The sequence below is a fragment of the Pseudomonas frederiksbergensis genome, assembly GCF_003732665.1.
Taxonomy (GTDB): Bacteria; Pseudomonadota; Gammaproteobacteria; order Pseudomonadales; family Pseudomonadaceae; genus Aquipseudomonas; species Aquipseudomonas frederiksbergensis_G.
In genome coordinates, this window is record NZ_MOBP01000004.1 from 243,276 (window position 1) to 265,212 (window position 21,937).

Annotated in this window: 29 protein-coding genes; 10 read left to right on the top strand and 19 right to left on the bottom strand. The window is 60.7% G+C overall.

Features of this window, described 5'->3' with window-relative positions; all coding sequences use genetic code 11:
* Nucleotides 1-78: 78 nt before the first annotated feature.
* Nucleotides 79-801 carry a monofunctional biosynthetic peptidoglycan transglycosylase gene (gene mtgA, locus BK665_RS07190; protein ID WP_123404167.1) on the bottom strand — a complete coding sequence of 241 codons (723 nt, stop codon included), beginning with the start codon at nt 799-801 and terminating at the stop codon, nt 79-81.
* 73 nt (nt 802-874) lie between these two features.
* Here mtgA and BK665_RS07195 point away from each other — a divergent pair, with 73 nt between their 5' ends.
* The 5 genes from BK665_RS07195 to BK665_RS07215 all read left to right on the top strand — a co-directional run bounded on the left by BK665_RS07195 (nt 875) and on the right by BK665_RS07215 (nt 4,094).
* Nucleotides 875-1,255, top strand: a complete 381-nt coding sequence (locus tag BK665_RS07195; RefSeq protein ID WP_123404169.1) for a DUF423 domain-containing protein — start codon at nt 875-877, stop codon at nt 1,253-1,255.
* 71 nt (nt 1,256-1,326) lie between these two features.
* On the top strand, nt 1,327-1,527 hold the full coding sequence (gene thiS, locus BK665_RS07200; protein ID WP_185076456.1) for a sulfur carrier protein ThiS: 201 nt from the start codon (nt 1,327-1,329) through the stop codon (nt 1,525-1,527).
* Nucleotides 1,528-1,587: 60 nt separating this feature from the next.
* Nucleotides 1,588-2,382, top strand: a complete 795-nt coding sequence (locus BK665_RS07205; RefSeq protein ID WP_008068101.1) for a thiazole synthase — start codon at nt 1,588-1,590, stop codon at nt 2,380-2,382.
* A gap of 9 nt (nt 2,383-2,391) precedes the next feature.
* On the top strand, nt 2,392-3,117 hold the full coding sequence (gene trmB / locus BK665_RS07210; RefSeq protein ID WP_123404171.1) for a tRNA (guanosine(46)-N7)-methyltransferase TrmB: 726 nt from the start codon (nt 2,392-2,394) through the stop codon (nt 3,115-3,117).
* A 185-nt stretch (nt 3,118-3,302) separates the two neighbouring features.
* Nucleotides 3,303-4,094 carry a hypothetical protein gene (locus BK665_RS07215; protein ID WP_123404173.1) on the top strand — a complete coding sequence of 264 codons (792 nt, stop codon included), beginning with the start codon at nt 3,303-3,305 and terminating at the stop codon, nt 4,092-4,094.
* A 54-nt stretch (nt 4,095-4,148) separates the two neighbouring features.
* Here the strand turns inward: BK665_RS07215 and BK665_RS07220 are convergent, their stop codons facing one another.
* The 10 genes from BK665_RS07220 to BK665_RS07265 form a co-directional block, all read right to left on the bottom strand.
* Nucleotides 4,149-4,697, bottom strand: a complete 549-nt coding sequence (locus BK665_RS07220) for an RNA 2'-phosphotransferase (RefSeq protein WP_123404175.1) — start codon at nt 4,695-4,697, stop codon at nt 4,149-4,151.
* A 110-nt stretch (nt 4,698-4,807) separates the two neighbouring features.
* Nucleotides 4,808-5,131 (bottom strand): DUF3392 domain-containing protein, encoded by a 324-nt coding sequence (locus BK665_RS07225; RefSeq protein WP_054044425.1) that lies wholly within the window; start codon nt 5,129-5,131, stop codon nt 4,808-4,810.
* Between the two features lie 22 nt (nt 5,132-5,153).
* Nucleotides 5,154-6,359: a radical SAM family heme chaperone HemW gene (hemW, locus tag BK665_RS07230; protein ID WP_123404177.1), complete on the bottom strand. Its 1,206-nt coding sequence runs from the start codon at nt 6,357-6,359 to the stop codon at nt 5,154-5,156.
* Complete coding sequence (gene rdgB, locus BK665_RS07235) at nt 6,356-6,952, bottom strand: RdgB/HAM1 family non-canonical purine NTP pyrophosphatase (protein ID WP_123404179.1); 597 nt, start codon at nt 6,950-6,952, stop codon at nt 6,356-6,358. Before rdgB ends, hemW begins: the two co-directional genes overlap by 4 nt.
* Nucleotides 6,949-7,383, bottom strand: a complete 435-nt coding sequence (locus BK665_RS07240) for a DUF4426 domain-containing protein (protein ID WP_123404181.1) — start codon at nt 7,381-7,383, stop codon at nt 6,949-6,951. The genes rdgB and BK665_RS07240 overlap by 4 nt, the downstream gene beginning before the upstream one ends.
* A gap of 26 nt (nt 7,384-7,409) precedes the next feature.
* On the bottom strand, nt 7,410-8,030 hold the full coding sequence (gene metW, locus BK665_RS07245; protein ID WP_123404183.1) for a methionine biosynthesis protein MetW: 621 nt from the start codon (nt 8,028-8,030) through the stop codon (nt 7,410-7,412).
* Between the two features lie 7 nt (nt 8,031-8,037).
* The gene (metX, locus tag BK665_RS07250) at nt 8,038-9,177 is read right to left on the bottom strand and encodes a homoserine O-succinyltransferase MetX (protein ID WP_123404184.1); all 1,140 of its coding nucleotides are present in this window, start codon (nt 9,175-9,177) and stop codon (nt 8,038-8,040) included.
* A 235-nt stretch (nt 9,178-9,412) separates the two neighbouring features.
* A complete protein-coding gene (locus BK665_RS07255) occupies nt 9,413-10,000 on the bottom strand; it encodes a YggT family protein (RefSeq protein WP_123404186.1) in 588 nt (195 codons plus the stop codon).
* Nucleotides 10,001-10,024: 24 nt separating this feature from the next.
* Nucleotides 10,025-10,843, bottom strand: coding sequence for a pyrroline-5-carboxylate reductase (proC, locus tag BK665_RS07260; protein WP_123404188.1), 819 nt, complete (start codon nt 10,841-10,843; stop codon nt 10,025-10,027).
* Between the two features lie 35 nt (nt 10,844-10,878).
* A complete protein-coding gene (locus BK665_RS07265) occupies nt 10,879-11,565 on the bottom strand; it encodes a YggS family pyridoxal phosphate-dependent enzyme (RefSeq protein WP_123404190.1) in 687 nt (228 codons plus the stop codon).
* 56 nt (nt 11,566-11,621) lie between these two features.
* Between BK665_RS07265 and BK665_RS07270 the strand changes: the two genes are divergently transcribed.
* On the top strand, nt 11,622-12,656 hold the full coding sequence (locus BK665_RS07270; RefSeq protein ID WP_123404192.1) for a type IV pilus twitching motility protein PilT: 1,035 nt from the start codon (nt 11,622-11,624) through the stop codon (nt 12,654-12,656).
* A 130-nt stretch (nt 12,657-12,786) separates the two neighbouring features.
* Here the strand turns inward: BK665_RS07270 and BK665_RS07275 are convergent, their stop codons facing one another.
* Nucleotides 12,787-13,407, bottom strand: coding sequence for a C40 family peptidase (locus BK665_RS07275; RefSeq protein WP_123404194.1), 621 nt, complete (start codon nt 13,405-13,407; stop codon nt 12,787-12,789).
* A gap of 250 nt (nt 13,408-13,657) precedes the next feature.
* Between BK665_RS07275 and BK665_RS07280 the strand changes: the two genes are divergently transcribed.
* Nucleotides 13,658-14,092 (top strand): NINE protein, encoded by a 435-nt coding sequence (locus BK665_RS07280; protein ID WP_123404196.1) that lies wholly within the window; start codon nt 13,658-13,660, stop codon nt 14,090-14,092.
* Between the two features lie 101 nt (nt 14,093-14,193).
* Here the strand turns inward: BK665_RS07280 and BK665_RS07285 are convergent, their stop codons facing one another.
* From BK665_RS07285 to gshB, 7 genes are all read right to left on the bottom strand, one after another.
* Entirely contained in the window at nt 14,194-15,465 is a 1,272-nt protein-coding gene (locus BK665_RS07285; RefSeq protein WP_123404198.1) for a dihydroorotase, read from the bottom strand.
* On the bottom strand, nt 15,462-16,466 hold the full coding sequence (locus BK665_RS07290) for an aspartate carbamoyltransferase catalytic subunit (protein WP_053163287.1): 1,005 nt from the start codon (nt 16,464-16,466) through the stop codon (nt 15,462-15,464). The genes BK665_RS07285 and BK665_RS07290 overlap by 4 nt, the downstream gene beginning before the upstream one ends.
* Before the next feature lie 27 nt (nt 16,467-16,493).
* Complete coding sequence (gene pyrR / locus BK665_RS07295) at nt 16,494-17,000, bottom strand: bifunctional pyr operon transcriptional regulator/uracil phosphoribosyltransferase PyrR (protein ID WP_123404200.1); 507 nt, start codon at nt 16,998-17,000, stop codon at nt 16,494-16,496.
* A gap of 96 nt (nt 17,001-17,096) precedes the next feature.
* A complete protein-coding gene (ruvX, locus tag BK665_RS07300) occupies nt 17,097-17,534 on the bottom strand; it encodes a Holliday junction resolvase RuvX (protein ID WP_005792259.1) in 438 nt (145 codons plus the stop codon).
* Nucleotides 17,534-18,106, bottom strand: a complete 573-nt coding sequence (locus BK665_RS07305) for a YqgE/AlgH family protein (protein WP_123404202.1) — start codon at nt 18,104-18,106, stop codon at nt 17,534-17,536. The genes ruvX and BK665_RS07305 overlap by 1 nt, the downstream gene beginning before the upstream one ends.
* A 197-nt stretch (nt 18,107-18,303) precedes the next feature.
* Nucleotides 18,304-19,203, bottom strand: coding sequence for an energy transducer TonB (locus BK665_RS07315; protein WP_123404206.1), 900 nt, complete (start codon nt 19,201-19,203; stop codon nt 18,304-18,306).
* A 77-nt stretch (nt 19,204-19,280) separates the two neighbouring features.
* Nucleotides 19,281-20,234: a glutathione synthase gene (gene gshB, locus BK665_RS07320; RefSeq protein ID WP_123404208.1), complete on the bottom strand. Its 954-nt coding sequence runs from the start codon at nt 20,232-20,234 to the stop codon at nt 19,281-19,283.
* Between the two features lie 223 nt (nt 20,235-20,457).
* Between gshB and pilG the strand changes: the two genes are divergently transcribed.
* Genes pilG through BK665_RS07335 form a run of 3 tightly spaced genes read left to right on the top strand, consistent with a single transcriptional unit; the run spans nt 20,458 to nt 21,853 of the window.
* Complete coding sequence (gene pilG / locus BK665_RS07325) at nt 20,458-20,862, top strand: twitching motility response regulator PilG (protein WP_008152601.1); 405 nt, start codon at nt 20,458-20,460, stop codon at nt 20,860-20,862.
* A gap of 60 nt (nt 20,863-20,922) precedes the next feature.
* Nucleotides 20,923-21,288, top strand: coding sequence for a twitching motility response regulator PilH (gene pilH, locus BK665_RS07330; RefSeq protein WP_123404350.1), 366 nt, complete (start codon nt 20,923-20,925; stop codon nt 21,286-21,288).
* 10 nt (nt 21,289-21,298) lie between these two features.
* Entirely contained in the window at nt 21,299-21,853 is a 555-nt protein-coding gene (locus BK665_RS07335; RefSeq protein WP_123404210.1) for a chemotaxis protein CheW, read from the top strand.
* Nucleotides 21,854-21,937: the final 84 nt, after the last annotated feature.

The following is a 21,937-nucleotide window of genomic DNA, read 5'->3' on the forward strand; positions in this document are numbered from 1 at the left end:
CGGTGTGTCAGCCAGCAATGATGTCGACTGACACGGCCCCTTCGCGAGCCAGCCCGCTCCCACAAGGGGTCTTCGGTGTTATTGGGCCCAAGGCGCACGCCGCGAATCGTTGAGGCCAACAAGGTAGCTATCACCTCCGAGCTGGCTCATCTGCTGCCGAATCCACCCGGCCCGCCGCGCTACATAATTAGTCGGATGACTCGCGCTCCAAACCCTCGGATTAGGCAACACCGCCGCCAGCAAGCTCGCCTGTTGCCGCGACAACGACCGGGCGCCGACACCAAAGTGATGCCGCGCCGCCGCTTCCGCGCCAAACACCCCGTCATCCCACTCGACGCTGTTCAGGTACACCTCAAGAATCCGCTGCTTGGGCCACAACACCTCGATCAACCCGGTAAACCACGCTTCCAGGCCTTTGCGCAACCAACTGCGGCCGGACCACAGGAAGAGGTTTTTCGAAACCTGTTGGCTCAACGTGCTGGCGCCGCGGATCGAGCCGCCGCGTTCGTTATGGGCAAACGCTGCTTGAATCGCGCCGAAATCGAAGCCCCAGTGCTCAGAGAACTTCTGGTCTTCGCCGGCAATCACCGCGACTTTCAGGTCATCGGAAATCTGGTCCCAGGGTTGCCAGGTGCGTTGCAGGTCGATGGGTTCGCCGTCGAACCAGGATTCGACCTTGCGCTCGACCATCAGCGCCGTGCCCGGTGGCGGCACTACGCGGAAAATCAAGACCAGCACCACGCTGCCGCCCGCGAACCAGAGCAGGGCCTTTGTGAATCGTCGCAAAAATAAACGCAGCATAGAGATGGCTTGGCCGAACCCGTTGAGCGGGCCATTATACAGACCCTGTTGATCGAGTCTGACTGGAGTTCTCATGCTGCGTGGCTTTCTGATGCTGGCCGCTTTCTTCGGCTTCACCGGCGTGGCCCTTGGCGCGTTCGCGGCCCATGGCTTGAAAAATCGCCTGACCCCGGAATACCTGGCGATTTTCCACACCGGCGTCACCTACCAACTGGTGCATACCCTGGCGTTGCTGGGCGTCGCGCTGCTGGCCACGCAGATTCCGGGGCGCTTGATCACCTGGGCCGGGGCGTCGTTTGCCATCGGCATCCTGTTGTTTTCCGGCAGTTTGTACCTGCTGACCATCACCGGCATCAGCAAGCTCGGCATCATCACGCCGTTCGGTGGCCTGGCGTTCCTGGTCGGCTGGTTCTGCCTCGGCCTCGCCGCATGGCGCTTGCCGCTGACCGCTTGACGCTTGGTGCTGACCTTTAGGTCATGATCGGGCTAGAATGCCTGCCCCTAAAAATGATGGCGGCTTCTTGCATGCGCATTCAGTTGAACGGCGAATCCCTTGAACTGCCCGACGGTGAAACCGTTGCGGCCCTGCTGACCCGTCTGGACCTTACCGGACGCCGGGTGGCGGTGGAACTCAATCTGGATATCGTCCCGCGCAGCCAGCACGCCGACACCAGGCTGAACGACGGCGACAGCGTTGAAGTCGTGCACGCCATCGGCGGCGGCTAGTCGCCCGGCCCGCAAGGGCACAGAATTCTGCAAGAACCTCACCCCTACAGAGGATTTCCCATGAGCATCGTTCGTAGCGACAAGCCCTTCGTCCTGGCCGGTCGTACTTACCAGTCGCGTTTGCTGGTAGGCACCGGCAAGTACCGCGACATGGAAGAAACCCGCCTGGCCATCGAAGCCTCGGGTGCCGAGATCGTCACTTTCGCCGTGCGTCGCACCAACCTGGGCCAGAACCCGGGCGAGCCGAACCTGCTCGAAGTCCTGTCGCCGGATCGCTACACCTTCCTGCCGAACACCGCCGGTTGCTTCGACGCGACCGAGGCCGTGCGCACCTGCCGCCTGGCCCGTGAGCTGCTCGGTGGCCACAATCTGGTGAAGCTGGAAGTGCTGGCCGACCAGAAAACCCTGTTTCCCAACGTGATCGAAACCCTCAAGGCCGCCGAAGTGCTGGTCAAGGAAGGCTTCGACGTGATGGTCTACACCAGCGATGACCCGATCATCGCCCGTCAACTGGCGGAAATCGGCGTGATCGCGGTCATGCCGCTGGCCGGTCTGATCGGTACGGGTCTGGGGATCTGCAACCCGTACAACCTGCAGATCATCCTCGAAGAAGCCAAGATTCCGGTGCTGGTGGATGCCGGTGTCGGCACTGCGTCCGACGCCACCATTGCCATGGAGCTGGGTTGCGAAGCGGTGCTGATGAACTCGGCCATCGCTCACGCTCAGCAGCCGATCATGATGGCTGAAGCCATGAAACACGCCATCGTCGCAGGTCGCCTGGCCTACCTCGCCGGCCGCATGCCGAAAAAACTCTATGCCAGCGCCTCCTCGCCGCTGGATGGTCTGATCAAGTAAGAGCCATTGATGACTGAATCGAACGACACGCCTATCCAGACGGAAGAAGGCGAAGAACGCCAACACCGCCGCATCAAGAGTTTCGTGATGCGCGCCGGGCGAATGACCGAAGGCCAGCAAAAGGGCCTGGAGCAGGGCACGCCGCTGTTCGTCCTGCCATTGGCGGATGCGCCGGTGGACTTCGACCAGGTGTTCGGCCGCTCGGCCCCGCGTTCCCTGGAAATCGGCTTCGGCATGGGCCATTCCCTGCTGGAAATGGCTGCGGCTTCGCCGGAACAGGATTTCATCGGCGTGGAAGTTCACCGTCCGGGTGTCGGCGCGCTGCTTAATGGCGTGCTGACCCAGGGCCTGACCAACCTGCGGGTCTACGATTGCGACGCGATCGAAGTGCTCAACCAATGCATCGCCGACAACAGCCTCGATCGCCTGATGCTGTTTTTCCCGGACCCATGGCACAAGAGCCGTCACCACAAGCGCCGTATCGTTCAGGCATCGTTCGCTGAACTGGTACGCAGCAAGTTGAAGGTCGGCGGCATCCTGCACATGGCCACCGACTGGGAACCCTACGCCGAGTACATGCTGGAAGTGATGAACGTCGCGCCGGGCTACCGCAACCTCGCCGAAGACGGCAAATGCGTCCCGCGCCCGACCGAACGCCCGATCACCAAGTTCGAGCGCCGCGGCGAACGTCTTGGGCATGGCGTGTGGGACCTGAAGTTCGAAAAACAGTCCTAAGCCATAACGCTATAAAAACTGTGGGAGCGGGCTTGCTCGCGAAGGCGTCGTGTCAGTCGATATAAATGTTGACTGATAGACCGCTTTCGCGAGCAAGCCCGCTCTCACATTTGTTTTGTATGGCGTTCAAGATCAGCGTTTAGCCGCCGAAAGCTCTACGTCCCCACTGTAAAGGAAGACAGGTTTTGAAAGTCATCTTCGCCTGCACGCTATTTTTCAGTCTGTTGTTTTCTGCCGCTTGTGAGCGTGTTGTCACTCCCGATGAGTACTTTGCAATCGCCAAGAGAGTAGCCGCAAAGATCCAGCGCGAGGCCGATGAAAGGATCCGGCGGGAAGCCGCCGGGGAACCGGATATCACGTACAGCCCAGAGCAACTGCGCAATGCAGAAGGCGATGTTGCAGCGCTTGCAGACAATCTGAAACGAGCGTCGGATGGTGGCCACACTCTTGCAACGTACTTTCTGGCTAACCTGCAAGACAATCCGATGTTCTCTGAGCGCACGCGCAAAGAGACCTGTGGCCTCTACCAAAAAGCCATGGACCAAGGCTTGTTGGCGGCTGCAATTGGCTATTACCACTTGTGCGACAAGGCATACGAAAGGTTTGAGCTGCACAACGCGGATCACTTGAAGCTCTTGCAGTCGCTGGAACAGATGCTGCGGAAACCCGACGTCCATAGTGATGCTTACCCGTTAGCGGCCAAGCATTCCCTATGTTTTCTGGACGACGCAGAGCCCTTGCCGCAGCAGGGCAGGATGGCGGCCATACGGGCCCGCGCTGTCGCATTGGTCCTGACAGAGGAGCAATATCGGGCCGAGGCCAACTACATTCTGGCGCTGACGCGTGTAAACGCGAATGATCGGCCTGACCGTCAAAATATTGTTTATCTCGATGAAGCTGAAGCGCTGGGTTGCAATGACTTCCATGGGCTAGGCGCCATGATGCGCAACGCAGTCAACGCCTCCTCCAAGCAATAGAGGGCGAACGAATCTGCCAAGCCGTGACGCAATACAAAATAATGTGGGAGCGGGCTAAAGAGTCGTGATGAATTTCACGGGCACTTGTTCCGTCAGCCAGACGCCATTCTCGGCCTGGTAGAACGTGTAGCCTTGCTCCAGCATCTGCAATGCCGCGACCTTCAGAATGACCACCGTCCCATAACGCTGGCCCACGGCGCTGGCGGTTTCGACTTCTTGGGAAAGGTGCACGTGATGCCGTGAGCCCGCAATCAGCCCCTGTTCATTGATTGACGCCATGAACCGAGTCGCGGTGCCGTGATACAGCGTCGCGGGAGGGCGTTTTTCTTCGAATTGCAGGTCGACGGTTTTTGTCGAATGCCCCTGTACGGCGCGGATTCGCTGGCTGTCTTCGGATATCGAAAAGCGTTTCTTGTCACTGCTGTCGACGACTTGCTGGATCAATTGCCGATCCAGGGTTCTACCGTCGCGTGCCGCGCCGCTGATCAGCGCGTCAATATCCGCCCAGCCGTCGGTATCCAGTTCCAGGCCAATGGCCTGCGGTTCGTGACGCAGCACGTAGCTGAGAAATTTGCTTGTCTCGTCCAGCAGCTTTTTACTCATGATCTTCCCTGACTATNNCGAAGGCGTCGTATCAGTCACGATCATCATCGACTGACACGACGCCTTCGCGGGCAAGCCTCGCTCCTACGGGTTTGGTGGTGTGTTTGGGGTCAGCGGCGGTCGGCGACTACGCCAATCAGCACCAATACCACCAGCAACACCGGCGCCAGGCTGTAGTTGTTGAACTGGCTCAGGCCTTTGATGATCCACGGCGTGGCGTAGATCAGTGCGACGCCGCTGCCGACCATGCACAGCAGGGACATTAGCGGGACGCGCAGGGCGCCGGCGATGCCGCCCAGGCGTTGTTCGACCCAGCCTTTGATGTCGGCGCCGAACAGCACCAGCAGACAGCCCACCAGAGCCAGGGAGATTTCCGACAGGTTGCTACGGCTCCAGCGGGACACGGTGGCGAGCAGGTCTAGGATCAGATCCATTGGTTTTCCCTTAAGGCTGAAATCAGCTCAGAAATGTCTGCAGCAAGTCATTGAGAAACAGTTGTCCGCGCTCGGTGGCCGCCAGACGTGACGGTTCGACCTGCAACAAGCCGCTTTGTTCGGCTTCCCGGCGACCTTCGGCGAGGCTTTCCAGGGGCAGGCCAGTGCGCTCCGGATACAGGCGCGATTCCACGCCCTCGGTCAGGCGCAGGGCATTCATCAGGAAATCGAACGGCAACTCATCATTGGTCAGGGCTTTCTCGCCGGCCTTGAAGCTTTTGGCCGGATTGAGGTAATCCTTCGGCAGCCGGGTCTTCCAGGTGCGCACGATGCGCCCGTCCGGGTGACTCAGCTTGCCGTGGGCGCCGGCGCCGATGCCGATGAAGTCGCCGAAACTCCAGTAATTGAGGTTATGCCGCGCCGGACGACCGGGCAGGGCGTAGGCCGAGACTTCGTATTGCGCGTAACCATGTTCGGCGAGCAAGGCCTGGCCAGCCTCTTGAATGTCCCACAACGTGTCGTCTTCCGGCAGCGTCGGCGGCTGGTTCCAGAACACTGTGTTCGGCTCCAGGGTCAGCTGATACCAGGACAAGTGCGTCGGCTTCAGGGCGATGGCCTGGCGCAGGTCGCTGAGGGCGTCGTCCAGAGACTGATCGGGCAAACCGTGCATCAGGTCCAGGTTGAAGTTGTCGAACCCGGCCTGTCGGGCCATGCCGGCGGCGCGCACCGCCTCGTCACCGTTGTGAATTCGGCCCAAGGCCTTGAGTTTCTCTTCCTGGAAGCTCTGGATGCCGATCGACAGGCGATTGATCCCCAACGCCCGGTAGGCGAGGAACTTCTCCTGTTCGAAGGTCCCGGGATTGGCTTCCAGGGTGATTTCGATGTCGCTGGCAAACGGAATCCGCTGTTCCACACCCTTGAGCAAACGGCCCAGGGCCGCGGCGCTGAACAGGCTCGGCGTGCCGCCACCGAAGAAAATCGAGCTCAACTCACGGCCATAGACCGCATGCAAATCCTGATCGAGGTCGGCCAGCAACGCGTCGACGTACTCTTCTTCCGGCAGCACCGGGCTGGCGGTGTGGGAGTTGAAGTCGCAATAAGGGCATTTGCGCACACACCACGGGATGTGGATGTACAGCGCCAGGGGCGGCAGCGTGGGGAGCGCGGCCCGAGGCGATTGGGCGGCGCCGCCGAAGATCAGCGGCGACGCGGATGAGTCGTGGGTCATCTCAAGCCTAGACGCTGGCGCAGCAGATCCATTGCACGGGCGCGGTGGCTGATCAGGTTCTTTTCGCTTGGGCTCAGCTCAGCGCTGGAGCAATCCCGTGACGGCACCCAGAACAGCGGGTCATAGCCAAAACCGTGCTCACCACTGGCGGCGTGCAGGATGCGCCCATGCCACAGGCCTTCGCAAAGGATCGGCAACGGATCATCGGCATGCCGCACCAGCGCCAGGACGCAGACGAACTGCGCGCCACGCTCGGCTTCCGGCACGTCTTTCATGGCGTCGAGCAGCTTGGCGTTGTTCGCCGCATCGCCCTGGCCGTCAGCGTAACGCGCGGAATAAATCCCCGGCGCACCACCAAGGAAATCCACTGCCAGCCCCGAATCGTCGGCCAGCGCCGGCAGACCGGAGATGCGCGCGGCGTTGCGGGCCTTGAGGATCGCGTTCTCGACGAACGACAAGCCGGTTTCCTCAGGCTCGATGTTGCTGAACTCGCCGATCGAGCGCAGTTGCACCGAGGCGCCGAGCATGGCCTGGAGTTCCTTGAGTTTGCCGGCGTTATGGCTGGCCAGTACGAGTTGCGTGAAGTTCATCATTCGCCGGGGAAAAGCTCTTGGTTGAAGTTGATGGTGTTGATTTTATCGCCGTTCTTCACGTTGATCTCGAAGGTACGGGTTTCCTGCTGCTCGACCGGGTATTGCGCGATGTAGTAGACAGCACCTTGTTCCGTGACCTGTTTAAATTTCAACGCGACGCTTTGGCTGGTCAGGTCTTTGACCGTGCCGTTCACTTCAGCGGTCAGGGGCTTGCCATCCTTGAGCACGGAGACATTAATCACACCCTGGTTCTTGCTTCGGGTCAGACCGGCCGCTTTGGCGATGTCCGGTGTCAGGTAGGTGGAATTGAAGGTGTTGTAATGCACCGTCACATCGCCGAATTTTTCCTGTCGGTCACCTTTGATGACGTCGGCGGCCATGGCGGTGACGCTCAGGCAGGCAGTAAGTACAAACAGCGCTAGACGACCCATGATCGTTCTCCTTGGAATGGCGTGGTTCAGACCGCGATTTTGTGGTCTTGCAGCCCTGGGCTGCTGACGCGGTAGATACCGATCTCACCTAACAGGTTAGGCCATAGCTTACTGGCCCACCCGTGTCGGTGCTGTTGATCCACGGCAAGCCGATCAATGACCTTCGCTTCACGTTCGCGGCACAGTTCTTCAAAGTCGCCGAAAGTGCAGAAGTGGATGTTTGGCGTGTTGTACCAGGTGTACGGCAGGAACTCGGAAACCGGCATCCGGCCCTTGCTCGCCAGATACCAGCGACAGCGCCAGTGACCGAAGTTGGGGAAGGTGATGATGCATTGGCGACCGACCCGCAGCATTTCGTCGAGGATCTTGTCCGGGTAGTGCACGGCTTGCAGGGCCTGGGTCATGACCACGATGTCGAAGCTGTTGCTGGCAAAGTTGCCCAGGCCCTTGTCCAGGTCCTGCTCGATCACGTTGATGCCCTTGGCCACGCACTCGGCGATGTTATCCGGGTCGTTTTCCAGGCCATAACCGGTGACTTGCTTGTTGTCCCGCAGCCAGGTCAGCAGTTCACCGTCGCCGCAACCGAGGTCGAGCACGCGGCTACCGGCGGGAATCCATTCCTGGATGATTTCCAGATCAGCTCTCATGGCTTACTCACAACGAAATACGGTTCATGTAATTGCTGAACGCCTGCAAGTAACGCGGGATCGGAATCAGGAAGGCGTCGTGGCCTTGCGGAGCGTCGATCTCGAGGTAGCACACGTCTTTCTTGGCCGCCATCAGCGCGTCCACCAGTTCCCGCGAGCGGGCAGGGGAGAAGCGCCAGTCGGTGGTAAACGACATCACGCAGAACTTTGAAGTGGCGCCGGCGAAGGTTTTCGCCAGGTCATCGTCGAAGTTCGCCGCCGGGTCGAAGTAGTCCAGCGCCTTGGTCATCAGCAGGTAGGTGTTGGCGTCGAAACGCCCGGAGAACTCTTCACCCTGATAACGCAGGTAGCTCTCGACCTGGAACTCGACGCTGTGGAAGTCGTAGTTGAGCTTTTCGCTCTTGAGGCCACGGCCGAATTTCTCGCCCATGGAATCGTCGGACAGGTAGGTGATGTGCCCGACCATCCGCGCCAGCATCAAGCCACGCTTGGGGATCACGCCCGCTTCCTGGAACGAACCTCCGTGGAATTCGGGGTCGGTGAGGATAGCCTGGCGCGCCACTTCGTTGAACGCGATGTTCTGCGCTGACAGCTTGGGTGCCGAGGCGATGGCCAGGCAGTGCCGCACGCGGTCGGGATAGGTGATGGTCCATTGCAAGGCCTGCATGCCGCCGAGGCTGCCGCCGATCACCGCTGCCCATTGGCGGATGCCGAGCAGGTCGGACAGGCGCGCCTGGCTGTGCACCCAGTCTTCCACGGTCAGCACCGGGAAATCGGCGCCGAACGGCTTGCCGGTCTCCGGGTTGAGGCTGCTCGGCCCGGTGGAACCGTTGCAGCCGCCGAGGTTGTTCAGGCTGACCACGAAGAATTTTGTGGTGTCGATCGGCTTGCCGGGGCCGATGCAGCTGTCCCACCAACCGGGTTTACGGTCGTCGGGGCTGTGGAAACCGGCAGCGTGGTGGTGACCGGACAAGGCATGGCAGATCAGCACGGCGTTGCTCGCCGTGGCATTCAACGTGCCATAGGTTTCGTAGATCAGGTCATAAGCTGGGAGCGAACGGCCGCAGGCCAGGGCCAGGGGTTCACTGAAGTGCGCCACTTGCGGCGTCACCAGACCAACAGAATCGGCGGGAAAGGCAGTTGGCATCGACCCTGCTCTCGTTGAAATGAGGCGTAAGTCTAAAGACCGCTGCCCGTAGCAGCAAGCGACTACCCATGATCGTTCCCACGCTCTGCGTGGGAATGCCTCAATGGACGCTCTGCGTCCGCTTCGCTTGGGACGCGGAGCGTCCCGGGCGGCATTCCCACGCAGAGCGTGGGAACGATCACATCCTGTAGGAGCGAGGCTTGCCCGCGAAGAACGATGACACGGTCTGCCGGGGTCAGATCAGACCGAGCAGCCCATTCGGCATCAGCGCGTAGTACGCCAAACGCGGGATCAGCCAGCTCTGCAGCAACTGGATCAGGATAAACGCGAAGATCGGCGAGATATCCAGGCCGCCGAGGTTCGGAATGATCCGGCGGAACGGGGCGAGTACCGGTTCAGTGATTTGAGCGACCAGTTCGGCGCCCGGATTGTGGCTGCCCGGGGCGACCCAGGACAGGATCACGCTGATGATCATCGCGTAGAAAATGACGTTCAGGAACAGCGAGAACAGAGCGATCAGTGCCCACGGCACCAGGAACAGCCAGTCGACCATGAAGCCTTTGAGCAGCAGGATCACCGCGATCAGCAGCATCTGGATGAGCAGCGCCAATACCAGTGACGACATGTCCAGGCCGAACATGCTCGGGATGACCCGGCGCAGCGGCTTGAGCAGCGGTTGGGTGGCTTTCACGATGAACTGGCAGAGCGGGTTGTAGAAGTTCGCCCGGACCAGTTGCAGGATGAAGCGCAACAGCACGATCAGCAGGTACAGGCTGCCCAGGGTTTTGATGATGAAAATGGCAGCGTCATTGAGTCCAAGCATCATTGATTCCTTTGTAAGAGCTGATTAGCGGCCAAGTTGCTCAGCCATTTCGGCGGAGCGGTGCGCGGCGGCGCCGAGTGCGGTTTCGACCAGGGCTTCGAAGCCCCCGGCCTGGAATGACTTGATGGCGGCTTCCGTGGTGCCCGCCGGCGAGGTCACGCGCCGACGCAGTTCCGCCGCGTCGACATCACTGGCGACCGCCATGTGCGCGGCGCCGAGTGCGGTTTGCAGGGTCAGTTGCGCGGCAATGTCCGCCGGCAGGCCGAGTTTCACGCCCGCTGCGGTCATCGCTTCGATCAGCAGGAAGAAGTACGCCGGGCCGCTACCGGAAACAGCGGTGACCGCGTCCAGTTGCTGCTCCTGGTCCAGCCACAGGGCGAGGCCGACGGCGGACAGCAGCTCTTGCGCTTGCTGGCGTTGCTCGGCGTTCACTTCGGCGGTGGCGAACAAGCCGCTCACGCCCTGACGCAGCAGCGCCGGGGTGTTGGGCATGCAACGCACGATCGGCTGGGCGCCGAGCCAGTTGTTCATGCTGGCGCACGTGATGCCGGCGGCGATGGACACCACCAGTTGATGGGGTTTGAGGCTTGGGCGAATGGCTTCGCACACGGCTTTCATCGCCTGGGGTTTGACCGCCAGCACAACGACGTCGGCGTCCTGGATGGCATCGGCGTTGTCGGCAAATACTTCGATGCCGTGTTCAGCGGCCACGCGGGCGCGGGTTTCGGCGCCGGGATCGCTGGCGCGGATGTGGGCCGCGTCCAGACCCTTGGCGCGCAGGCCGCCGATCAGGCTGGCGGCCATGTTGCCGGCACCGATAAAGGCAATACGAGTTTTGCTCATGTCAGGTCCTTATAAAGAGAGGCGTCAGTCATTGATCAGGACTGACCATAGTCGCGGGCGCCAAACAGGGCCGTACCGATACGGACCCACGTAGCGCCTTGGGCGATGGCCGACTCAAGGTCGTGGCTCATGCCCATGGAAAGAGTGTCGAGGGGCAGATCGAGGCTGGCTTGCAGGCTTTGCACCGCAGCAAAAGCGGCGTCCTGGGCGGCGCGATCGTCGGTGGGCTCGGGGATCGCCATCAACCCGCGCAACTTCAGGCGCGGCAATTCGCTGATGGCATTCGCCAGGGCCGGCAGGTCCGCCGGGGTGCAGCCGGACTTGCTGACTTCACCGCTGACGTTGACCTGGATGCAGATGTTCAGCGGCGGCAAATCGGCAGGACGTTGTTCGGACAGGCGTTGTGCGATTTTCAAACGATCCACGGAATGCACCCAAGCGAAGTGCTCGGCGATAGCGCGAGTCTTGTTCGATTGAATGGGGCCGATGAAGTGCCAGATCAAGGGCAGGTCGGCCAATTCGAGCTGTTTGCCCAAGGCTTCCTGCAGATAGTTCTCTCCAAAGTCCCGCAGCCCGGCGGCGTGGGCTTCGCGCAGGGCCTCGGCGGGCTTGGTCTTGCTCACGGCCAGCAACTGAACGCTGTGCTCATCGCGGTGAGCCGCTTGGGTCGCAGCCTGGATACGCGAACTAACCTGAAGAATGTTGTCTGCTATCGTGGACATCAAGAGGCGCCGCCGGTCTGAAGGTTCGCGGCATTCTACTGGAATTGAGGAGCGCTATGGATATCACTGAGCTGCTGGCATTCAGCGCCAAACAGGGCGCGTCCGACTTGCACCTGTCTGCCGGCCTGCCACCGATGATTCGCGTCGATGGCGATGTGCGGCGCATCAACCTGCCGGCCCTGGACCACAAACAGGTGCAGGAACTGATCTACGACATCATGAACGACACCCAGCGGGTGGACTTCGAAAAACACCTGGAAACCGACTTCTCCTTTGAAGTGCCGGGTGTGGCGCGCTTTCGGGTCAACGCGTTTAACCAGAATCGCGGTGCCGGCGCGGTGTTCCGGACCATCCCCTCGAAAGTCCTGAGCATGGATGATCTGGGCATGGGAGAAGTGTTTCGCAAGATTACCGAAGCCCCCCGTGGCCTGGTGTTGGTGACGGGCCCGACCGGTTCCGGCAAATCCACCACCCTGGCGGCGATGATCGATTACCTGAACAACCATCGCCATCACCACATCCTCACCATCGAAGACCCCATCGAGTTTGTTCACGAATCACGCAAATGCCTGATCAATCAGCGCGAAGTTCACCGTGATACCCGTAGTTTCGCCACCGCCCTGCGCTCTGCGCTAAGGGAAGACCCGGACGTGATTCTGGTGGGGGAGATGCGCGATCTGGAGACCATTCGCCTGGCGTTGACTGCCGCCGAGACCGGTCACCTGGTGTTCGGCACCCTGCACACCACGTCGGCGGCGAAAACCATCGACCGGGTGGTGGACGTGTTTCCGGGTGACGAAAAGTCGATGGTGCGCTCGATGCTGTCCGAGTCGTTGCTGGCGGTGGTGTCGCAGACGCTGGTCAAGAAGATCGGCGGCGGGCGGATTGCGGCGCACGAGATCATGCTGGGAACGTCGGCGATCCGTAACCTGATCCGCGAGGACAAAGTGGCGCAGATGTACTCGTCGATCCAGACCGGGGGCAACCTGGGGATGCAAACGCTGGATATGTGCTTGAAGGACTTGGTGACCAAAGGCTTGATCAGCCGCGAACATGCGCGGGAGAAGGCGCGGTCGCCGGATAACTTTTGACAGATCCAGAAACGCCTTCGCGGGCAAGCCTCGCTCCTACAGGATTGAAATGCGCCGTGAACATGGCGCATGACCTGTAGGAGCGAGGCTTGCCCGCGAAGGGGGCCTCAAGAACGACGCAAGCTTCAAATCAGCGCTGTACGACGCGCATCTGCCCCGGCTCTTTCGGCAGAACCCGCTTGGCCACCACGTAGTGGCTTTCCCAATACGGCTTCTTCAACGTATCGATGGACACCGCTTTGCCACGGCGTGGTGCGTGGATGAAGCGGTCGTTGCCCAGGTAGATCGCAACGTGGTTGACCCGGCGGCTTTTGATGTTAAAGAAAATCAGATCGCCCGGCTTCAGATCCGCGCGTTCGACTTTCTGCCCATGACCGCTGGCCATGGCGTTCGAGGTGCGCGGCAGGTCGAACGTAGCGTCGTTAAACGCATATTTCACCAGACCGCTGCAATCGAACCCTTTACTTGGGCTGCTGCCGCCCCAACGGTAAGGAGTGCCGAGGACGTTCACTGCACGGCTCAACACGTTGCTGCTTTGCTTGGTCGCCATCGGCGGCACCAGCTTGCTGTTGGCGGTGGCCAGCGTGGTGGAGTGCTTGGCGTTGTGCTTGTTTTTGCTCGAAGGAGCAGAAACATGGGGTTTAGGGGTGTAACCATTAACGTTGGGAAGACGTTGCTCACGATTGGTGGCGTGGGCGGCCAGTGGCATTAATAGGCAAATGGTTAGCCATGTCTTGAAAAATGGACGCATTAGGCAAGGCTCATATGGGTTAGCGCGCAACTTTATAACAGCTTTTTTGGGCCTTCCGAGGCCGTTGGTCGATTGGACCTGGGGGTCAACGGAACCAAATAAGCGGCAAATTGACGCGATTGTCTGACAGAAGTCAGGTGGTATAAGGCTTTGACGGAAGTGAAGGTAGCATTTGCCATACGTCGGACGCATGTAAAAAAGTCACAAAGAATTCAACAATATTTATCTATCGTGTGATTCGAGGACCTTCATGAACACCTATCAACACCCCTCAACCTATCAAGACACCCACAGCAAACTGATCGGTTACCTGCTGTGGATTTTCGGGTTTACCGGGGCTCATCGCTTCTATTACGGCAAGCCGGTGACCGGGACGATCTGGTTCTTCACCTTCGGTTTGCTGGGGATTGGCTGGCTGATCGACCTGTTCCTGATCCCGGCCATGGACCGTGAAGCCGACCTGCGCTTTACCGCCGGGCCGATCGAATACAGCGTGGCGTGGATTCTGCTGACGTTTCTCGGGGTGTTCGGCGTACACCGGATGTATCAGGGGAAATGGCTCAGCGGGTTGCTGTACCTGGTGACAGGCGGGGTGTTCTTTCTGGGCGTGTTGTTTGACTTCTGGACGCTCAATACCCAGGTGTCCGTGGTGAACACCATCAGTAATCGGGCCGCCACCCGCTAAAGAGGTGCCTGTCAGTCAGCCTTCGCGAGCAAGCCCGCTCCCACATGGGAATACATTTCCCTGTGGGAGCGGGCTCGCTCGCGAATGCAGACGACGCGGTCTTAAGCCTGGTGGCTAATCCGCCCATCCACCAGGGTATATCGCACTACGCCCGGCAAGCTGTGGCCAATAAACGGGCAGTTTTCTCCTTTGGACAGCCAGGTTTCGCCGGCCACGGTCGACGCCGCAGGGTCGAACAGTACGATATCCGCAGCGCCACCCACCGCCAACTTGCCCGCCGGCAGGCGCAATGCCTCGGCAGGGCCGGCACTCAAGCGTGCGAGCAGGGTCGGTAGATCGAGCAGACCGTCTTCTACCAGCGTCATCGCCAACGGCAGCAATAGCTCAACACTGCTGATCCCCGGCTCGGTGGCCCCGAACGGCGCCAGTTTGGCGTCCCGCTCGTGGGGTTGGTGATGGCTGGAGATGGCTGAAACCACGCCAGACTTCACCGCCGCCCGCAGGCCATCACGGTCGGCTCGGGTGCGCAGTGGCGGCTGGACGTGATAAAGGCTGCTGAAGTCGATCAGCGCTTCGTCGGTCAGGATCAGCTGATACAACGCCACATCGGCGGTCACCGGCAATCCACGGGCCTGGGCCTGAGCAATCAGGGCCACGCCGCGCGCGCTGGTGAGCTGGCTGAAGTGCGCGCGCACGCCGCTTTGTTCGACCAGCAGCAGATCCCGGGCCAGGGCTACGGTTTCGGCAGTTTCCGGGATCCCCGGCAAGCCGAGGAAACTCGCGGTCGGGCCTTCATGCGCCAGGCCACCTTCGGCCAGGTCATGATCCTGAGAGTTGAAAATCACCGTCAGGTCGAAGGTCGCCGCGTATTCCAGCGCCCGGCATAGGGTGCGGGTATTGCGGAAGCTCTCCAGACCGTTGCCGAAGGCCACGCAGCCGGCATCGCGCAGTGCCACAAGCTCTGCAAGCTGCTCGCCGTCCAGGCCTTTGCTCAGGGCGCCAATCGGGAACACCTTGGTGTTGCCGGCCTCGCGGGCGCGGTCGAGGATCAATTCGGCGACAGCCGAGGTGTCGAGCACCGGTTTGGTCTTCGGCGGGCAGCACAGGCTGGTCACGCCACCAGCCGCGGCGGCGCGGGTTTCGCTGGCAATCGAACCTTTGCGGCTATAACCCGGCTCGCGCAGGGCAACGTTCAGGTCAACCAGCCCAGGGGCGGCTACCAGGCCTTTGGCGTCGATGGTCTGGACCGGAACAAAACCGGCCGGCGCAGCGCCAAGGGCAACGATCTTGCAGGCTTCAACGTGGATATCGGTAACTTGATCCAGACCCGAGGTTGGATCGATGACGCGGGCGCCGAGAATGCTGAGCTTCACTGGGCGTTCTCCTGCTCGAATTGGCGCTGGGCAGTCTGCCCGCTCATGGCCATGGACAGCACAGCCATACGAATCGCAATACCGTAGGTGACTTGGTTGAGGATCACCGAGTGCGGGCCGTCGGCCACCGCCGACTCAATCTCCACCCCACGGTTGATCGGACCCGGGTGCATGACGATGCAATCGGGCTTGGCCCCGGCCAAACGCGCGGTGGTCAGACCGAACAGGCGATAGAACTCGCCTTCGCTCGGTAGCAAACCACCGGTCATGCGTTCCCGTTGCAGGCGCAACATGATCACCACGTCCACATCTTTCAGGCCTTCAGCCATGTCGGTGTAGACCTTCACGCCGTATTGCTCGATACCGATAGGCAACAGGGTTTTCGGCGCGATCACGCGGATGTCCGGGCAACCGAGGGTTTTCAGCGCCAGCATGTTGGAGCGCGCCACCCGCGAGTGCAGGATGTCGCCGACGATGGCCACCGAGAGGTTTTCGAAACCGCCCTTGTGCCGACGAATCGTCAACATGTCGAGCATGCCCTGGGTCGGGTGCGCGTGACGGCCATCGCCGCCGTTGATGATCGCCACTTGCGGGCACACATGCTCGGCGATGAAGTGCGCCGCGCCGGAGTCACCGTGACGCACGACGAACATGTCGGCGGCCATGGCTTCCAGGTTGCGCAAGGTGTCGAGCAGGGTTTCGCCCTTGCTTGCCGACGATGTCGACACGTTCAACGTGATCACGTCCGCCGACAGGCGCTGGGCCGCCAGTTCGAAGGTGGTGCGTGTACGAGTCGAGTTCTCGAAGAACACGTTGCACACGGTCTTGCCGCGCAGCAACGGGACTTTTTTCACCGCCCGGGCGCCGACTTCGAGGAACGAGTCGGCGGTGTCGAGGATTTCCGTCAGCAGCTCTCGGCGCAAACCGTCGAGCGAGAGGAAGTGGCGCAGCTGGCCCTGATCATTGAGCTGCAGCGGGCGCTTGGTTTCTAGAGGCGTCATCGCGAGGGGGACTCTCAATAGGGCGAATTAAAGGGCGAGGTCTTGCAGTTCGAGCACCAGCGGTGACGGGCCGGACAGCTTCACCCGTTCGTGGGCGGCCAGGGCCAGGGTCGCGCCGACCACGTTCGGACGGATCGGCAGTTCGCCGGCGTCCAAGTCCAGCAGGCACACCAGCGTCACGCTGGCCGGGCGGCCGTAGTCGAACAGTTCGTTCATGGCGGCGCGGATGGTGCGGCCGCTCATCAGCACGTCGTCGATCAACACCAGATGCTGGCCTTCGATCTCGAACGGCAGGGCCGAGGGGCGCACTTGCGGGTGCAGGCCGTTCTGGCTGAAGTCGTCGCGGTAGAAGGAAACGTCCAGGGTGCCGAGGGGCGAATCGCTGCCCAATTCATCGAGCAACGCCTGGGCGACCCAGACGCCGCCGGTGCGAATCCCGATGTAGCGTGGTTCGCTGATGCCACGGTGTTCCAGGTGTGCCTTGAGACGGATCGCCATCTGGCTGATCAGTTCGGCGGGATTGGGCAGGCTCATGGTTGCTCCTTCTTGGGCCCGAGCCGGTGCATGCGGGGTTTGGCTCGGGTTGTCGCTATAGAGAGTCGCTTGCGGCGGCTCTTCAGGATTCGATGCTCAGGATTCAAACAGCGCGGTGTTTTCGTCGAGCCAGCCTTGCAGCAGCAGGGCGGCAGCGATGGCATCGACCGGGTTGTCGCGATAACTGCCTTTTTGCCCGCCACGATCACGCCGCTCACCCTTGGCTTCGAAGGTGGTCAAGCGTTCGTCGTGGGTATAGAAGGGCAGGTTGTAGCGGCCGTTGAGGCGGCGGGCGAACTTCTCGGCCCGCAGGCACATGTCGCTGGGCGTGCCGTCCATATTCAACGGCAGGCCGACCACCACGGCGTCCGGCTTCCATTCCTTGATCAGGGCTTCGACCTGATTCCAGTCGGGAATACCGTTTTGTGCCTTCAAGGTGCACAGCTCGCGGGCCTGGCCGGTAATCACCTGGCCGACCGCAACGCCGATCTGTTTGGTGCCGTAGTCAAAACCCAGGATCAGTCGCAAAGCCATCAGGCGTGGCCCGCCTGGCTGGTCAGCAGGCTGAGGTTGACACCTAAGTGCCGGGCGGCGGCTTCGAGGCGCGATTCGCTGCTGGTATTGAAGAGGATGTCGGCGTTGTACGGGCACGTCAGCCAGGCATTGTCGGCCAGCTCGGCCTCCAGTTGCCCGGCTTCCCAGCCGGCGTAGCCGAGGGTGATCACGCTTTTCGCCGGGCCAACGCCATCGGCGATGGCGAACAGCACATCCTGGGAGGTGGACAAGGACAACTCGCCTTCCAGATCAACGGTCGCCTGAAAGGTTTTCCCCGACGGATGCAGGACAAACCCGCGATCGGTCTGCACCGGCCCGCCGATAAAGATCGGCACGTGCTGACAGAGCACGGGTGGCTCGATGTCAGGGCGCAGTTGCTCGAGGATATCGGCCAGATTCAGTTCTTGCGGACGGTTGACCACCAGCCCCATGGCGCCATTGGCCGTGTGCTCGACGATGTAGGTCAAGGTGTGCGCAAAGTTCGGGTCGGCCATGTGAGGCATGGCGATCAGGAAGTGATGCTTGAGGTAGCTGGGGCTGACGTTCTTCATGAGCGCTAGTGTGGCGTTGGAGGGGCGAACTGACAAGCTGGGGATGTGTAGGAAATGCCTACGCGGGTGTGTTTTTGATCTGTGTTTGCTTGAGGGCCTCTTCGCGGGCAAGCCTCGCTCCTACAGGTACGGTGTTTCGTTTGTAGGAGCGAGGCTTGCCCGCGAAGGCGTCGGCCCGATCACCACAAATCCATCGGTCAGTTGCTGGAGAGCTTGTCGCCCCGGGCAAATTTCCAGGTGCGGATGATTTCCAGCCGGTCGATGTCCGACAAATCCCCGGTAAACGGCGAAAACGGTGCCGCCAGCCGCACAATCCGCTGGGCAGCCTGGTCCAGCAGCGGTTGCCCGGAGGACTCCAACACCAGCACTTCATATAACGAGCCGTCGCGGTTGATCGAGACCATCAAACGCAAGTTGCCGTAGATCTGCTTGCGCCGCGCTTCGTCGGGGTAGTTGAGGTTGCCGATGCGCTCGACCTTCTTGCGCCATTCGTCCTTGTACCAGGCGCCCTTGTCTTTCATGGTCGAGGCCGCGCTCAAGCGGTGGATGCGCGGGCGCTTGGCGTACAGCTGTTGTTCGTTGGCCAGTTCCGCTTCCAGGCTGGCGATGTCGCTGGACAGTTGCGAGCTGTCGAACGTCGGCGCGGCCACGGCAGGCTTGGGCGGGGTCTTGGGTTCTTCGTTTTTGGCCGGGGCTTTTTTCGGCTTCGGCGCGACGGTGGTCACCGCCGCCTTGGGCGCGGCTTCCTGAACTTCAGGCTTGGCCGCCGGCGGTGGCGTGACTTTCTGCACCTTGTTGTCCTGGAACGGCGCGACCTCGGTGGTCTTGGGGATCGCCTTTTTATCCAGGGTGCCGCTGCCTTCCTGATTCTCTTGCGCAAGAAAATCGGCTTTCTTCGGCTTGGTTTCGCTTTTGAAGGTGGCGAGGGTGATTTCCAGGGTTTTGCTGATCTGCTTGGGTTCGACCATGGTAAAGCCAACGCCCAACAGCAAGGCCAGGTGAATCAACGCCGCGAGAAACAGGGTAAAACCGAGGCGATCGGCCGGGCGCACGCCACGATGGGCGAGTTCAGCGGGCAGATCGGACGGGAGCGTCATAACAAGAAAACCAACATCGCGTTTTTCACAGGCCGCGGATGATAACGCAATGTTGGTCGTTTCTCGGCTGTTCTATATCAACGGGCCTTGAGCTTCTGATCGATGGCATCCATCAAGAGGCCGCCGATATCGGTGCCAAACGCATTATCAATCTCGCGAATGCAGGTCGGGCTGGTGACGTTGATTTCGGTCAGGCTTTCGCCGATCACGTCCAGGCCCACGAACAACAGGCCTTTCTCACGCAGGGTCGGGCCGACCTGAGCGGCGATCCAGCGATCCTTGTCGCTCAGCGGACGAGCTTCGCCACGGCCACCGGCAGCGAGGTTGCCACGGGTTTCGCCCGCAGCCGGAATGCGCGCCAGGCAATAATCCACCGGTTCGCCGTCGATCATCAGGATGCGTTTGTCGCCGTCCTTGATCGCCGGCAGGTAGGCCTGGCCCATGATCTGCTGGGTGCCCAGCGCGGTCAGGGTTTCGAGGATCACCGACAGGTTCGGATCGCCCGCACGGTGACGGAAAATCGAAGTGCCGCCCATGCCGTCCAGCGGCTTGAGGATCACATCGCCGTGCCTGGCGGCGAATTCACGCAACACGTCGGCGCGGCGGCTGACCACGGTCGGCGGCGTGCACTGCGGGAACAGCGTGGCGAACAGCTTTTCATTGCAGTCGCGCAGGCTCTGCGGCTTGTTGACCACCAGCACACCCGCGCGCTCGGCTTGCTCCAGCAGGTACGTGGAGTAGACGAATTCCATGTCGAACGGCGGATCCTTGCGCATCAGGATCACGTCCAGATCGCTCAGCAGCGCGTCGGTTTCGGCTTCCAGTTCGAACCATTTTTCCGGGTTGGCGAAGACTTTCAGCGGCCGCATCCGCGCCCGTGCTTCACCTTCGCCCTGGTACAAATCCTTCTGTTCCATATAGAACAGTTCCCAGCCGCGCTTCTGTGCGGCCAGCAGCATGGCCAGCGAGCTATCCTTTTTATAGGAGATGCTGGCGATTGGGTCCATGACAATCCCGACGCGAACGCTCATGGGTGTTTCCTCGAATTTGGGTAGGCACAAGGCCAGAAAAAGTGGCGTCAGAGTGGCGCTGAGTGTGTTCCCGGTCAAGGAAAAACCACTGCGCCGGCCGGCCGATAGATTGGATTTGGAGACTGTGCTAAAAAGGTCGCCATGTCGCGCTGGCCCTTCAGCATCAAGGGTTTGAAGCCGTCAAACGGACAAATTGATTCGCAAAGGCGACGGTAGAGCATTTATGGAACAGCATTCCAGCGCCTTGAAGGTCATGGTGATCGACGATTCGAAGACGATTCGCCGCACCGCCGAAACGCTGCTCAAGAACGTGGGTTGTGAAGTCATCACCGCCATCGACGGTTTCGATGCGCTGGCCAAGATTGCCGACAATCACCCCGGCATTATCTTTGTCGACATCATGATGCCGCGCCTGGATGGTTATCAGACCTGCGCTTTAATCAAGAACAACAGTGCGTTCAAGTCCACGCCAGTGATTATGCTGTCGTCCAAGGACGGGCTGTTCGACAAGGCCAAGGGGCGCATCGTCGGCTCCGACCAGTTTTTGACCAAGCCTTTCAGCAAGGAAGAACTGCTGAACGCGATCCAGGCCCATGTTCCGGGCTTCGCCGCCGTTTTGCCGCAGTAGGACACGCACAGTGACGCTCGGCCAACGGGCCCGGCGTCGACAAGAAGAATGGGGAAGACCATGGCACGTATTCTGATCGTCGATGATTCGCCGACCGAAATGTACAAACTGACCGGCATGCTGGAAAAGCACGGTCATGAAGTGTTGAAAGCCGAAAACGGCGCCGACGGCGTGTCCCTGGCCCGCCAGGAAAAACCCGACGCCGTGCTGATGGATATCGTCATGCCCGGCCTCAACGGTTTCCAGGCCACGCGCCAGTTGACCAAAGATCCGATAACCGCGCACATCCCGGTGATCATCATCACCACCAAGGATCAGGAAACCGACAAGGTCTGGGGCACCCGCCAGGGCGCGAAAGACTACCTGACCAAACCGATCGACGAAGAAACCCTGATCAAGACCCTGAACAACGTGCTGGCCGGTTGATCCTCCGGCCATGACCGAGTCGCTGACGGCTTTCGAACTGCTGCTGCAGATTGACCAGCGTTGTCGCGTGCTGGCGGCGGACTTGCCGTCCCAGCCGACCCGTCAGGACAACTGGAGCGGCATCGGTTTTCGCCTGGGCGAGCACTGGTATGTGGCGCCGATGGGGGAAGTCAGCGAAGTCCTGCATGAACCGCGCTGCACCCAACTGCCGGGGGTCAAGCCTTGGGTCAAGGGTGTGGCCAACTTGCGTGGGCGGTTGCTGCCGATCATGGATGTCTGTGCCTTCTTTTCGGATAAAGAGCTTGGGCATGAGTTGTCGGCGGTGCGCAAGCAACGGCGGGTGCTGGTGGTGGAATACAAAGACGTGTTTGCCGGGTTGATGGTCGATGAAGTCTACGGTTTGCAGCACTTCGCCCAGGACAGCCTGGAAGCGGTGCCGCCGAACGAACTGAGCGGCGCGATGGGGGCGTTCGTCCAGGGCCGGTTCCAGCGTGAACAGAGCTGGCAAGTGTTCAGCCCGTTTGCGTTGGCGCAGTCCCAGGATTTCCTGCATGTCGCGGTGTAGGCACCGCAATCCCGTAGGAGCGAGGCTTGCCCGCGAAGGCGTCGTGTCAGTCGACATAAATGTTGAATGAATAACCGCTTTCGC